We start from the raw sequence: 13,694 nt of genomic DNA on the forward strand, positions 1-13,694 counted from the left end.
CCCCCCGACCCCTTTGGCGCGCACTTGCGCGCCAAAGGGGTCGGGGGTGGGGGGAGCGGCGCTTCCACGCGCACTTCCCCTGCCACTCACTCGCGCTGCTGGGGCTCGTCCTCCGAGCGGGTGGTCACGTGGCCGCAGCGCTTGCACTCGTAGGAGACGAGCGCCGGGTTCGCCCCGAGGCGCGGGAGGCTGCGGGCGAACTGCATCCGCGCGCCGCAGACGACGCAATGCGGATGGCGCGCATGACTGTCGTCGGAGGGTGTCATGGTCCGGCTCTGGGTTTCGAGGCGTATTCGAAATCCGAATTCGGCCGTGGCACAATTCAGGGCAGTTACCTAGTCCGTAAGCCCAATGCACATTCGGTCGGCAGTCGACTCCCGCCCAAGTCGTGCGCCGGTCTCGGCGGTGCGGCGAATCCGGGCGTGACGACGGCTCTGCGTGATCGATAATCAGAATCCGCGGCGCCAGAACCTGGATGTGAGAGCCAGGATCGCGAGCGCCCGACTTGTCATACCAACGGCCCTGAGCCCTGCCCCGTCATCCTGAGGTGCCCGGCGCAGCCGGGCCTCGAAGGATGCGGCCCCGGCCGTCGCCCTTCGAGGGCTGCGCTTCGCGCAGCCACCTCAGGGTGACGGTGAGAGTCAGTGCCGGAGGCCCTTGGTATCAGATCCTGGTGTCGCGTCGCCACGCGGCCGGCGTGGTGCCGACCTGCCGGCGGAACACGCGGGTGAGGTGCGCCTGGTCGGCGAAGCCGGCCGCCTGGGCGATCTCTGTCAGCGGCAGGGCCGAGCGCGACAACATTTCTTGGACGCGGCGGATGCGCGCCTGCATGTGCCACTGGTACGGCGGCACGCCGGTCGCCGCCTTGAAGGCATGGCTGAAATAGGACTGCGACAGGCCGGTGAGCGCCGCCAGCTCCTCCAGGCGAAGCCCGCGAAGGCAGTTCTCCTCGAGATAGGCGACGGCGCGGTCGAGCTGGCGCGGCGACAGCGCCGAGCGGCGGCGCGTCGGATCGGGCGCGAGCCGCATCAGGTCGATGAACAGCGCCGTGATCAGGCTCTCGCCGTAGACGTCGTGACGGGTATCGGGACCGCCGCACTCCTCGGCGATCAATCGGGCGAGCGAGAAGATCCGCGCATCGGTGAACTGCAGGCGCGGCGTCGCGAGCGCCGTCCGGTCGGGCGCCTCGCCGATCCGCGCCGACAGGGCCGCGACGTCGAAATGAATGTCGAGGTGGCGGATCCGCATCGCCGCGTCGACCCGCGACCAGACCGGCACGCCGGCCGGGACGAAGCTCATCGCATGCACGGCGGGCGGCGCCGGCCGCTCGGCCCCGCGGGCCGACAGCCGCAGCGCCGCGCCGCCCCCCGCGCGCTCCAGCACCACGAACAGCCGCGGATGCTCCGACACGTACTCGCCATGCGCCCCGGCCGCGCAGGCCGCGTGCCAGACATCGGCGACGGCGCCGGGCCAGCGCCGGAAGCGCAGATCCTCCAGCACCGCGATCCCTTCGATCCGGCTGGTCATGTTGGGCGTGAAAGCGGCGACCGCGGGGGCGGGGGCGAGCGTCATCGCGGGGGTCTCCCGGCCGGGCTCCGGCAGGTCCCGGAGCGTCGGCCAGTCATGATGGTCATATTTGGAAGTGTTCTGCCTTGTTTCGCGCGGAACACACGTTTTCATGAGTCTTATCCCGAAGGACAGGACCGTTCAACGCGGAGCAGGGATAGACAATCCGGCCGATATTGCTGTTGGTATCACGAGCCTCGACGAGGGGTGGGCGCGCGAGATTTGAATTAGAACAATTCTCGACTCGTGGCGGCCCGAGTACACGAATCGACGGGGTGTCATGTCCACGACCAAGACTGTTCTCGAGCGGCTGGCCTGCGGGGTCGCGCTGACCTGTCTGTTGCTGCCCGGTGCGGCCACGGCCCAGACGGCCGGCGGCGAGCTCGCCCCGATCTCGGTCGAGGCCGACCGGGTCGGCGAGTCGCCCACCGGCTCGGTGCAGGGCTTCGTCGCCACCCGGACCGAGACCGGCTCCAAGACCGACACGCCGATCCGCGAGATTCCGCAGTCGATCTCGGTCGTCACCCGCGACCAGATGGACCAGCGCGCCGTCACCAGCGTCACCGAGGCGCTGACCTACTCGGCCGGCGTCGTCGCCGCGCCCTTCGGCTTCGACCCGCGCTTCGACTCGCCGATCATCCGCGGCTTCCCCTCCGCCAACAGCCAGTATCTCAACGGCCTGAAGCTGATGCGCGGCACCGGCGACACCACCTCGATCGAGCCGTGGGGGCTCGAGCGCATCGAGGTGCTGCGCGGTCCCTCCTCGGTGCTGTACGGCCAGGGCAATCCGGGCGGCATGGTCAACCTGGTGAGCAAGCGGCCGACCTGGACCAGCTTCGGCACCGTGCAGGCGGAGGGCGGCAGCTACGACCGCTACACCGGCGCCTTCGACTTCGGCGGCCCGGTGCCGGGCACGTCGGAGTTCGCCTACCGGCTCACCGGTCTCGCCCGTGACGGCTCGGGCCAGACCGACGGCCTGCGCGACGACCGTCTGTACATCGCGCCGGCCGTGACCTGGCGGCCGAACGCCCAGACCAGCCTCACGGTGCTGGCCAACCTGCAATACGACCGGGCCAGCTCGCCGGTCGGCCTGCCGGCCGCCTACACGCTGTATTCCAACCGCACCGGCATCACCCTGCCGCGCAGCACCAATCTGGGCGACCCGAGCTTCGACGACTCGACCCGCACGCTGGCGAGCATCGGCTACGAGTTCGAGCACCGCTTCAACGATGGCTTGAAGTTCCAGCAGAACGCCCGCTACCTCTGGATTGGCTGGGATTATCAGAACCTCTACTTCAACGGCCTCACCGGCCCCGACACGGCGGCGCGCGGCGCCTCCTACAACGACGAGTCCTACGGCACCTTCACGATCGACAATCATCTGGAGGCGAAGTTCGCGACCGGCGCGCTCGCCCACACGGTGCTGCTCGGCGTCGACGTGCGCCGCCACACGCTCGACACGCTGGCCGAGTTCGGCACCGCGCCGTCCGTCAACGTGTTCGCGCCCGTTCACGGCGTCCAGATCAACAAGAACGTCTGGTACGCGGCCAAGACCGACGGCACGCTGACCCAGACCGGCGTCTACGCCCAGGACCAGATCAAGCTCGACAAGTGGCTGCTCACGCTCGGGCTGCGCCACGACTGGGCGTCGACCGACCAGACGACCCGCTACGTGCTCGGCGGCACCAGCATCACCCAGGACCAGAACGACCGCGCCTTCACGGGCCGGGCGGGCCTGACCTATCTGTTCGACAACGGGCTGGCGCCTTATGTCAGCTACGCCACCTCGTTCGAGCCGGTGATCGGCAACTACGCGCCGGCGCTCGGCGGCGGCGCCTTCAAGCCGTCCGAGGGCGAGCAGTGGGAGGCCGGCGTCAAGTATCAGCCGACCTGGTTCAAGGGCTTCTTCACGGCGGCCGTCTACGACCTCACCCAGACCAACGTGCTCACGTCGGAGCTGGTCGGCGGCGTCAGCCAGTCGGTGCAGACCGGCGAGGTGCACGTCAAGGGCGTCGAGATCTCGGGCCTCGCGAACCTCACCGAGGGGCTCGACCTGATCGCCAACTACACCTACACGGACGCCGAGATCACGGCCGGCCAGAACGCCGGGAAGCGGCCCGCCAACGTGCCCGAGAACGCCGCCAATCTGTGGCTGTTCCAGAACATCAAGACCGGGCTGCTGGCCGGCTTCGGCTTCGGCGGCGGCATCCGCTATGTCGGCAGCCGTTACGATCTCGACGCCAACACCAACCTGCTGCCGTCCAACATCCTGTTCGACGCGGCGGCGAGCTACACGACCGGGCGATACAAGCTGTCGCTCAACATCAACAACATCGCCGACGAGAAGTACGTCTCCGGCTGCGGCTTCTTCGGCTGCTACTGGGGCAACGGCCGCACCGTCACGGGCCGGGTCGCGTATACGTGGTGAGATCGAGGGGGCGTTCGATGCCTGCGCCCCCCTGCGTGGTCATGCCCGGCCTTGTGCCGGGCATCCACGAGCAGCGTTCGTGACGACACCGTGGAGGGCCGGGACGAGCTCGGCCATGATGGTTCGGGGTATGATCACGGTCCCCGGCCCATCAGCTCGCGGTCGGGCTCCTCGAGCCGGCGTTTCACGAACGGGCGCTCCAGCCCGTACAGGCTGTAGGGGTTGCGGCAGCCGAAGCCGTCCGGATCGACACGGCCGGGCGGGCCGGCATTCGCGGCCATGATGCTCGCCTTGCAGGCCTCGGTCTCGTCCGCGAGCGTGATCGCGGCGAGGCTGTCGCGGCCGTGGCGCAGCGTCTCGGCCAGATGGGCGACCACAGCGAGCGTCACGGCGAGGCCGAGCGCGACGACAGCCGCGGCGGGCAGGCGGCGCGGCGCAGCATCGCCCGTTCGCACCTGCGCCCAGTAGGCGGCGATCAGCACCACCGGCACGATGGCGCCGCGCATCGCGTAGTTGTTGGCGCCCGAGAAGCCGACCACCACGGTCGAGGCGACGAAGACCGTCGCGGCGACGGCGCATTGGCCGAGCGGGCTCGCGACGGGCGAGGGCGGCGGGCGGAGCGCCAGCCAGGCGAGCCAGCCGATTTCCACCATGACGAAGAGGGCCGCGAGCGACAGCCCGGCGAGCCCGGCCGCGGGACCGCCGTACAGCTCGCTCCACCGGGTGAAGATCAGGAGCAGTCGGAAGCCCCCGGCCGAGTCGGCATTCAGATAGAGATAGGCGAGCGGCGCCGACACCAGCGCCGTGGCCGCGAGCGCGACGACGACCTGGGGTCGCGCCAGCAGGCGCACCAACAGCGGCGACAGCGCGGCGAGGCCGCCCAGCACCGCGAAGATCGACGAGAACGCCGCGAAGCCGACCAGCAGGCCGGCGGCCGCCATGGCGGCCAGCGACGCGCGCGGCCGCAGCGTGATCGGCTCGGTCGACACGACGACGGCGAGCAGCATCGCCATGGCGCCGATCAGATGGTGCGGCACCCAGATCAGCAGCGTCGTCAGGGTCGAGATCTGATTGGGGATACCGAAGCCGAGCTGCCACCACTCCGATTCGGCCAGCCACTCGGCCGGCCCGTGCCCGGCGAGCGCCGCGGCCCAGCCGACCAGCACGGCGACGCCGTCCGGCACGGCGCCGGCGAGCATCAGGGCGGCGAGCGCGGCGCCGCGCTTCTCCGGCGGCAGCAGGTGGCGCAGGACGACGATCAGGATCACGGCGGCGGCGAGGCCGAGCAGCAGCGCCCCGATGCCGAACGACAGCTTGACGGCCGACACGCCGGCGAGCTCGAACACGGTCGCGATCGCCGCCGCCGGCATCCAGGCGACGTAGTAGAAGTGCAGGTGCGTGTCGGGCTGGAAGTTCACCAGCGGCGGGAAGCGGTCGCTGGTGACGAGGCTCGCCAGCTCTTGAAAGTGCCAGTTGTCGTCGTGATGCACGGCGGCGGCGAGCCGCCCGGTGAGGAGCTGGGCCGCGTAGGGCACGAGCCGCAGGAGCTCGAGCAGCGCCGCGCCGCCGATCAGCGCCGCCTCGAACCAGCGCAGCGGCTCGCGGTCGTCCGCCAGCGGCAGGCGGCGGAACGCCAGCGCCGCGGCCAGGGCCGTCGCCGCCACGATCGGCGGGATCAGATCGCTCGGCAGGCGCAAGGCCGTCATTACGGCAGCCGAGCAGACGCTCGCGACCAGCAGCGAGAGGACGGCGAGGGCTGAGCGGGATAGCATCGGCGCTCCGGACCGGACCGCCCGGAGCCTACACGGCGGGCTTTAACGAAATGGGCGGGACAGCCGCCGCGCGCACGCGCCTCACCCCTTCGCCGGCGTCGGCTCGCCCTCCGCCTCCGGCGGCTTGGCCGGCAGCAGGAGCGTGAACGTGGTCCCCTGGTCCTCGCCGGCACTCTCCGCCGTGATGGTGCCGCCGTGCAGGTCGACGATCCGCTTGACGATCGACAGGCCGAGCCCGATCGAGGTCTCGCCGCCGGTCGGCTTGGCGGAGAGCCGCTGGAAGCGGCCGTAGAGGCGCTTGAGGTCCTCGGGCGTCATGCCGGGGCCGGAGTCCTTCACGCGGATGCGGGCGCCGTCCGGCGCATGCGCGAGGCCGATCTCGATACGGCCGCCGATGACGCTGTACTTCACCGCGTTGCTGACCAGATTGTCGACCGCCTCGCGGACCCGGTCGACGTCGCAGACGATCGGCGGACCGGACTCGATTGACACGTCGATCACCTGGTCCTTCTTGGCGGCGAGCGGCTGGTTCGCTTCGGCGACGTCGCGCAGCACCGCGGCGAGGTCGGCGGGGTCGCGCCGGATCGTGATGTCGAGCGAGTCCGTCATGGCGTCGGCGATCAGGCTCTCGACCATGTCGGCGACCCGGTCGGCGGCCTTGTGGATGTGGCCGATCTGCGCCTTGGCGGCTTCCGGGGTCAGCGCCGGGCTCGCCACCATGCGCTCGAGGATCTCGGCGCGGCCGATGATCACCGAGAGCGGGTTGCGCAGGTCGTGTGCCACGGTGCCGAGAATCTCGCTCTTGAAGGCGTTGGCGCGCTGCAGCCGTGCCCATTGGGCGGCGAGGCGGCGGTTGGCCGAGGAGAGCTCGCGGGTGCGCTGGTTGACGCGGTCCTCGAGCCGGGTGTTCGCCTCCTGCAGCTGCTCGTAGAGGATCACGTTGTCGAAGGCGATCGCCAGCTTGCTGGTGAACAGCTCGACCAGCGTCCGGTCGGTCTCGGACAGCGGCCGCCGCACGTGCAGCACCACCACGACCTCGCGATCGCTCGCGGTGTGGATGTAGAGGACCGACCAGTCCGTCTCGAACTGGTGGGTGCGCGCCCGGAACGCCTCCTCGACCACGCGACGCAGATCGGGATCGAGCGCGTCGACGCCGTTCTGGCCGAGATGGCGGACGTAGCAGCCGGCCGCCGCCAGCACCGAGACCGGATGCTCGCGGCCGTTCTCGTGAAACACCAGGATGCCGTCGCAGTCGACGTTGAGCAGCGAGGCGAGCTGCACCAGCACACCCTCGGCGAGCCGCTGGATCGACTTGAAGTCGTAGAGGGTCGAGGCGGCGTCGACGATGATCTCCAGGCCGCGCCGTGTCTCCACCATGCGCTGGAGCTGCTGGAAGCTGCGCAGCGCGGCGGTGAGCGAGGTGAACAGCTTGTCGGCGGTCAGCTCGGTCTTCGCCTTGTAGTCGTTGATGTCGTAATCGACGATGACGCGCCGCTCCGGTGCCTGGCCGGGCTGACCGGTGCGCAGGATGATGCGGATCGTCTCGTTGCGCAGGACCGTGCGGATGTGGTCGACGAGATCGAGCCCCGCCGTGTCGCTCTCCATGATCACGTCGAGCAGCACCACGGCCGTGTCGGGGTGCTGCGCGAGCAGCGTGCGTCCCTCCTCGGCCGAATAGGCCGAGATCATCTCGAGCCCCTGGCCGTTGAGCGAGTAGTCGGCGAGCGCGAAGCGGGTGCCGTCGTGGACGGCCGGCTCGTCGTCGATGATCATGATCTTCCAGCGCGGCCCGGCCGCGGCCGGTGCGTCGTCGCCGTCCTCGACGATGTCGACGATGTCGTCCTGGTCAGCCATGGGCTCGGTCCGTTGTCTGGAGGACGGCCGCGGGCACGTCCGCACGCACCACCCGACGGGGCAGCACCATGCGGAAGGTCGTGCCGTGGCCGAGCGCGGTGTCGAGCGTCAGCCGTCCGCCGAGGCTCTGGGTCACCAGGCTGTGGATGATGTGGAGGCCGAGGCCGGTGCCGCCGCGGCCGCGTCGCGTCGTGAAGAACGGGTCGAAGGCGCGCCGGCGCACGTCGTCGGTCATGCCGACGCCGTCGTCGGCGACGACGATCTCGACATGACCGGGGCCGAGCTGGCGGGCCCGCACCTCGATCGTGCCGGTGCGGCCGTCCGGAAATCCGTGGGCGACCGAGTTGAGGAACAGGTTGGTCAGCACCTGGCCGTAGGAGCCCGGATAGCTGTCCATCACGATGCCGTCCGGCACCTCGATGACCAGCGCGAGCTGGGCCTTGCGCAGCACCGGGCGGACGCTGGCGGCGATCTGCTCGGTCGCCTCGCGCAGGTCGAAGTCGCGCAGCTCGGCGTGGCTGCGGTCGACCGCCACCTGCTTGAACGACTGGATCAGCTCGCCGGCGCGCTGCAGGTTGCCGACCAGCTGGCGGGCGGCGTCGCGGGTGCCGGCGACGAAGTCGTCGAGCCGCGACCGGCGCAGCGGCCCCTTGGCGATCTCCTCGGCGAACACCTCGGAGCGGCGGACCAGGCTGGAGGCGACCGTGAGGCTGATGCCGACCGGATTGTTGACCTCGTGGGCGACGCCGGCGACGAGGCCGCCCAGCGCGGCGAGCTTCTCGGCGTCGATCAGGCTCTTCTGCGCGGCGCGCAGCTCGGCCAGCGCCTTCTCGGCATTGTCCTTGGCGGTGCGCAGGTCGTTCTCGGCCTGGCGCTTCGCGATGGCGTTCTCGCGGAACACCTCGACGGCGCGCGCCATGGCGCCGATCTCGTCCTTCTCGCTGGTCGAGCGGATCACCGGCCCGTAATGCCCGGCCACGATGGCGTGCATGGCCGACATCAGCTCCTTGAGCGGACTGCGGATCGAGCGGGTGACGATCATGGCGCCGACCATGATGGCGATCAGGAAGCCGGCCGCCACCAGCACGACCTGGCGATAGATCGCCTTGAGGGTGCGGTCGAGCATCGCCTGCGCGCGCGCCTCGCGCCGCCGCATCTCGGACTGCAGGGTGTCGATCAACGAGATCATCGAGGCCTGGTTGCCGTCGATCACGGTGCGCAGCAGGTGGGTGCGGGCGGCGAAGCGCTCCGACAGCCCGGCGAGTCCGTCGCGGAACGCCGCGGCGCGGCCGCCCAGCGCCTCGAGCGCGGCGCGCTGCATGTCGTCGGAGGCGAGGTCGGACATCACCGGGATGGTGCGCTCGATCGTCTCGAGGTTGCGCCGCGCCTCGTCGGCGGCCGACGAGTCGAGCGACAGGTAGTAGGCGTTGGCGCCGACCAGCGCGGCCGTGAAGGCCTCGCGCGACTTGCCGAGCGCCGGCCAGATCAGCGCCTCGCGGCGCCCGGCGGCGCCTTCGACGATCGAGTAGAGGCCGGCCATCTCGCGGGCCGGGCGCAGCACCTCCGCGTCGTAGAGCCGGTTGATCGCGGTCTGCACGGCGCGCAGCTCGCCGAAGCCGTCGAGGAACTTCTCGGTCACGGCGGCGAGCCCGTCCATGCCGCTCGCCAGCATCGGATCGGCCGGCTTGCGGCTGCGCAGCGTGCCCAGCACGGCCTCGCGCACCAGCAGGATCTCGGCGAGGATCTCCGGGCTCGGCTCGTTGATGTAGCGGTGGATGAGGTTCTGAAGGCGGCCGGCCTCGCCCTCCAGCAGCACCAGCACGCTATCGGATTCGCGCACCGCCCGGACCTCGTCCCAGGCGCGGCTCAGCGCCATCGCGCCGTTCCAGATCAGGCCGGCCAGCACGATCACGACGCCGGTGTTGAGCACCGCGATCGACAGGATGCGCCAGCGGATCGGGATGGCGCGGACGAGCCGCACGAGATCGAGCCGGCGCCGCTCCGCCGGTTTCGGCGGCAGCTCGACGGCGTCGATCGCCGCGCCGTCCTGCACCGTCGGAGGCGACGCCACGGTCACTCGCTTTCCCGGATGCGGGCGATCAGCCGCTGCAGGTTCGGGTCGCCGACCCCGGCATAGACCTGCGCCATCGCCTCGACGAAGGGACGCCGGTCGAACTCGGAGACGATCGTCGTTCCGGCGGCGCGCGCCTGGGCGCGGGAGCGCTCCTCCAGCGCGTTCCACTGCTCGCGCATCACCCGGTTGGAGGCGCGGGCGGCGCTGCGGAAGATCGCCTGGTCGTCGGCCGAGAGGCTCTGCCAAGCGCGCAGCGACATCACCAGCACCTCCGGGCTCATGGTGTGCTCGGTGAGCGTGTAGTTCGGGGCGAGCTTGTAGTGGCCGGTGGTGACGTAGGACGGCCAGTTGTTCTCCGCCCCGTCGATCAGGCCGGTGGAGAGGCCGGTCTCGACCTGCCCGTAGGGAAGCTGCACCGCGGTGGCGCCCAGCGCCCGGATCATCGCGGTCATCAGCGCCGACTGCTGTACCCGGATGCGCAGGCCCTTCATGTCGGCGATCTCGCGCACCGGCCGGCCGCGCGTGTAGAGCGAGCGGGCGCCCGAATCGTAGAAGGTCAGGCCGACGAACCCGTAGGGCTCGAAGCTCTTCAGGATCTCGTCGCCGATCGGGCCGTCGAGCACGCTGTGCAGATGCGCCTTCGAGCGGAACAGGAACGGCATCGCCAGCACGTCGGCGACCGGCACGATGGCGCCGATCGGCGCCACGTTGGTGCGGTTGAGGTCGATGGCGCCGGCCCGGGTCTGCTCGATCGTGTCCTGCTCCTCGCCGAGCTGGCGGGAGTGGAACACCCGCAGGCGGTGGCGCCCGCCGGTCTGCTCCTCGATCAGCCGGCTCATGTGGAGCACGGCCTGGACGGTCGGATAGTCCTCGACCTGGGTGTCGGCGACCCGGAATTCTCGCGCGATCGCGGGTGGCGCGGCCAGTCCGGCGAGGACGACCGCCGTCGCGACGGCCCACAGCGCGCGGCAGGCCGTTGCGCCACGCCCGAAACGGAACCGGCCGGCGAGGCGCGGAGCCAAGGTGCTAAAGATCCCTGCTGGCGACAAAATTGCACCGCCTTGTCGTCGGAAATTGTCGTCGGACCGTCGAGGCTCGTTGTCGTGAAAGCTCGAAATTTTAGCGAAACCATGGTCGGATGACCATCCTCGCGCGGCCCGGATCGTCGCCGACCAGTCTCTCCATCGCGAACAGGGGTGTGCTTTCGATGCCGGAGCCGATACCGCCCGCGCCGATCGGGTCCGCGCCGGGGCCGAGCCGCCGTCGGGTCCTGGCCGGAATCGGCGCCGGGGCCGCGTTCGGTGTCCTGTCGCCCCGCCCGGTCCGGGCGGCGGCGACCGAGATCCAGCTCTGGCACGCCATGGCGGGCGAGCTCGGGCGCCAGATCGCGCGCATCGTCGAGGGGTTCAACGCCGGGCAGGACGCGGTTCGGGTCGTGCCGGTGTTCAAGGGCAGCTACACCGAGACGGTGTCGGCGGCGATCTTCGCGGCGCGCACCAAGAACCACCCGGCGATCGTCCAGGTCAACGAGATCGGCACCGCCACCATGATGGCGGCCCGCGGCGCCGTGTATCCGATCTTCGAGCTGATGCGCGACATGGGCGAGCCGTTCGACGCCTCGGCCTTCCTGCCGCCGATCGCCGGCTTCTACCGGGATCCGGGCGGCAACCTCCTGTCCTACCCGTTCAACGCCTCGACCCCGATCCTCTACTTCAACCGCGACCTGTTCCGCGCCGCCGGGCTCGACGACAAGACGCCGCCGAAGACCTGGCCGCAGGTCGAGGAGGCGGCCCGGCGGCTTCGCCTCGCCGGCGTCACGTGCGGCTTCTCGACGCACTGGCCGTCCTGGGTGAACATCGAGAACTTCTCGGCTTTCCACGACGTTCCGATCGCGACGCGCGCCAACGGCCTCGCCGGGCCGGGGGCCGAGCTGATGCTCGCCAACCCGGTTCTGACCCGCCACGTCGCGGCGCTCGCCGCCTGGCAGAAGAGCGGCGTGTATGCCTATGGCGGCCGTGGCACCGCGGCCGAGCCGATGCTGCACACCGGCCAGTGCGGCATCTTCATCGGTTCCTCGGCGCTCGCCGCCGACATCCGGGCGCGGGCCAAGTTCGAGGTCGGCTACGGCATGCTGCCCTACTGGCCGGACGTGCCGGGCGCCCCGCGCAACACGATGATCGGCGGCGCGAGCCTGTGGGTGCTGCGCGGCCGCCCGCCCGCCGAGTATCGCGGCGCGGCGCGCTTCTTCGCCTATCTGGCGCGGCCCGAGGTGCAGTCGCGCTGGCATCAGGCGACCGGCTACCTGCCGGTGACGCGGGCCGCCTACGAGCACGCCCGCGCCGAGGGCTTCTACGACCGCAACCCGGGCGCCGCCATCGCGATCGAGGAGCTGACGCTCAACCCGCCGACCGACAACTCGCGCGGCCTGCGGCTCGGCTCCTTCATCCTGGTGCGCGACGTCATCGAGGAGGAGCTGGAGGCTGCCTTCGCCGGCAAGAAGACGGCCGCCGCCGCGCTCGAGACGGCGGTCCGCCGCGGCAACGAGCTCCTGGCCCAGTTCGACCGCGCCAGCCGGTGAGGCTCGACACGGCCTGTTGTCCCGGGCGCGGCGCAGCACGCCGCGTCGCGGCGTGATGCGCCGCAGAACCGGGACCCATTGCCGTGCCGCCCCTGGGCCCCGGCTCTGCGGTGCACCGCTGCGCGCTGCACCGCGTCCGGGGCACGACGCCTCACGCCCCGCCGCTCCGCTCCGGGAACGCCGCGGCGAGGGCCGCGCGGGTCGGCGCGATCACGCCGCGCTCGGTGATCAGGCCGGTGACCAGGCGGGCCGGTGTCACGTCGAAGCCGTAGTTCGAGGCGCGCACCCCGTCCGGGGCGATCCGCACCGTCTCGAAGCGCCCGTCGGCGGTCTTGCCGGCCATCAGGGTCACCTCCTCCTCGCCGCGCTCCTCGATCGGGATCTCCCTCACCCCGTCCGACACCGCGAAGTCGATGGTGGGCGAGGGAAGCGCGACATAGAACGGCACGCCGTTGTCGTGCGCCGCGAGCGCCTTCAGATAGGTGCCGATCTTGTTGCAGACGTCGCCCTGCGCCGTCACCCGGTCGGTGCCGACGATCACCAGGTCGACCTGGCCGTGCTGCATCAGATGGCCGCCGGCATTGTCGGCGACCAGGGTGCACGGCACGCCGTGGTGGGTCAGCTCCCAGGCGGTGAGCGAAGCGCCCTGGTTGCGCGGCCGCGTCTCGTCGACGAAAACGTGGAGGTCGAGCCCCTTGTCGTGCGCCGTGTAGATCGGCGCCGTGGCGGTGCCGACGTCGACGGTGGCGAGCCAGCCGGCATTGCAATGGGTCAGGATCTCGACCCGCCCGCCGCCCTTGCGCCTCGCGATCTCCTCGATGAGCGCCAGGCCATGGCGGCCGATCGCTTGGTTGATGGCGACATCCTCGTCGGCGATCGCGTTGGCGCGGGCGTACGCGGCCGCGAGCCGCGCCTCGCGCGGAAGGTTGCGCACCGCCGCCAGCATCTCGCCCAGCGCCCAGCGCAGGTTGATGGCGGTCGGCCGGGTCTTCGCCAGCGTTTCGCAGGCGGCTTCGAGGCCGGCGTCGGAGGCGTCCTCGCGCAGCGCCAAGCACACCCCGTAGGCGGCCGTCGCGCCGATCAGCGGGGCGCCGCGCACCAGCATGGAGCGGATCGCCTCGGCCGCGTCGGCGAGCGTTTCCAGTCGCACCGTGACGTAGCGGTGCGGCAGCAGCCGCTGGTCGATGGTGCCGACCGTGACGCCGTCGGACTCGAGCCAGATCGTGCGGGTGTGCCTGCCGTCGACTTTCATGGGTCGGTTCCGCGGATCTTTCTCGGGTGTCGGAGGGGGCCGCAGCGTCATAGGGCGGCCGGGCCGGGATGGGAAGGCCCTCGGCCGGCCTCGGGCTCCTGGGCCGCCGGGGGCGACGCGTGCCGGCGCCTCGGGAGGCGAGGGGGACGCAAAAGGCGGCATACCGAGGG

At 70.8% G+C, this 13,694-nt stretch carries 9 protein-coding genes; 2 read left to right on the forward strand and 7 right to left on the reverse strand.

Annotated features, from left to right (window positions below):
- Nucleotides 1–86: 86 nt before the first annotated feature.
- Together CCR97_RS22330 and CCR97_RS22335 are read right to left on the reverse strand one after the other, a co-directional pair.
- Nucleotides 87–266, reverse strand: a complete 180-nt coding sequence (locus CCR97_RS22330) for a hypothetical protein (RefSeq protein ID WP_111360784.1) — start codon at nt 264–266, stop codon at nt 87–89.
- Nucleotides 267–663: 397 nt separating this feature from the next.
- Nucleotides 664–1,572 carry a helix-turn-helix domain-containing protein gene (locus tag CCR97_RS22335; protein WP_244670615.1) on the reverse strand — a complete coding sequence of 303 codons (909 nt, stop codon included), beginning with the start codon at nt 1,570–1,572 and terminating at the stop codon, nt 664–666.
- A gap of 274 nt (nt 1,573–1,846) precedes the next feature.
- Between CCR97_RS22335 and CCR97_RS22340 the strand changes: the two genes are divergently transcribed.
- A complete protein-coding gene (locus CCR97_RS22340; protein WP_111359964.1) occupies nt 1,847–3,994 on the forward strand; it encodes a TonB-dependent siderophore receptor in 2,148 nt (715 codons plus the stop codon).
- 134 nt (nt 3,995–4,128) lie between these two features.
- On the opposite strand, the gene CCR97_RS22345 is transcribed toward CCR97_RS22340, so the two are convergent.
- The 4 genes from CCR97_RS22345 to CCR97_RS22360 all read right to left on the reverse strand — a co-directional run bounded on the left by CCR97_RS22345 (nt 4,129) and on the right by CCR97_RS22360 (nt 10,656).
- A complete protein-coding gene (locus CCR97_RS22345; RefSeq protein WP_201159862.1) occupies nt 4,129–5,766 on the reverse strand; it encodes a hypothetical protein in 1,638 nt (545 codons plus the stop codon).
- 81 nt (nt 5,767–5,847) lie between these two features.
- Nucleotides 5,848–7,620, reverse strand: a complete 1,773-nt coding sequence (locus tag CCR97_RS22350; protein WP_111358972.1) for an ATP-binding response regulator — start codon at nt 7,618–7,620, stop codon at nt 5,848–5,850.
- On the reverse strand, nt 7,613–9,691 hold the full coding sequence (locus CCR97_RS22355) for an ATP-binding protein (RefSeq protein ID WP_245429063.1): 2,079 nt from the start codon (nt 9,689–9,691) through the stop codon (nt 7,613–7,615). The genes CCR97_RS22350 and CCR97_RS22355 overlap by 8 nt, the downstream gene beginning before the upstream one ends.
- 2 nt (nt 9,692–9,693) lie before the next feature.
- The gene (locus tag CCR97_RS22360) at nt 9,694–10,656 is read right to left on the reverse strand and encodes a TRAP transporter substrate-binding protein (protein WP_111358974.1); all 963 of its coding nucleotides are present in this window, start codon (nt 10,654–10,656) and stop codon (nt 9,694–9,696) included.
- Between the two features lie 245 nt (nt 10,657–10,901).
- Here CCR97_RS22360 and ugpB point away from each other — a divergent pair, with 245 nt between their 5' ends.
- Nucleotides 10,902–12,272: a sn-glycerol-3-phosphate ABC transporter substrate-binding protein UgpB gene (gene ugpB, locus CCR97_RS22365; RefSeq protein WP_111358973.1), complete on the forward strand. Its 1,371-nt coding sequence runs from the start codon at nt 10,902–10,904 to the stop codon at nt 12,270–12,272.
- A gap of 151 nt (nt 12,273–12,423) precedes the next feature.
- Here ugpB and mtnA read toward each other — a convergent pair whose 3' ends face one another.
- The gene (gene mtnA, locus CCR97_RS22370; protein WP_111360694.1) at nt 12,424–13,524 is read right to left on the reverse strand and encodes an S-methyl-5-thioribose-1-phosphate isomerase; all 1,101 of its coding nucleotides are present in this window, start codon (nt 13,522–13,524) and stop codon (nt 12,424–12,426) included.
- Nucleotides 13,525–13,694 lie beyond the last annotated feature (170 nt).

Source organism: Rhodoplanes elegans, from assembly GCF_016653355.1.
Taxonomy (GTDB): Bacteria; Pseudomonadota; Alphaproteobacteria; order Rhizobiales; family Xanthobacteraceae; genus Rhodoplanes; species Rhodoplanes elegans.